This is a genomic window from Tritonibacter sp. SIMBA_163 (assembly GCF_046535935.1).
GTDB classification, from domain to species: Bacteria; Pseudomonadota; Alphaproteobacteria; order Rhodobacterales; family Rhodobacteraceae; genus Epibacterium; species Epibacterium scottomollicae.
Genome location: NZ_JAWJBP010001289.1, coordinates 1 through 237 on the forward strand (window position 1 = coordinate 1; position 237 = coordinate 237).

Annotated in this window: 1 pseudogene; it reads left to right on the forward strand. The window is 53.6% G+C overall.

What is annotated here, in order from left to right:
- Window positions 1-237: pseudogene (locus R0J92_RS26460) on the forward strand (ABC transporter); the annotation flags it as partial.

The following is a 237-nucleotide window of genomic DNA, read 5'->3' on the forward strand; positions in this document are numbered from 1 at the left end:
TGCGGCGGCGCTGGTTGCCGTGATTGCGCCCTTATTATTGCTGTTCGGGCTTAAGCATGGGGTTGTCAGCCAATTACAGTCAGAGCTACTTAACGACCCTCGCAACTTGGAAATTCGTATGATTTCCAGCGGTCGTTATGATGCCGACTGGCTTGAACGACTGCGTAACCGCTCTGAGGTGGGCTTTGCGATTGGCATGACACGCTCACTCAATACCCAGGCAGACTTAGTGCGGGA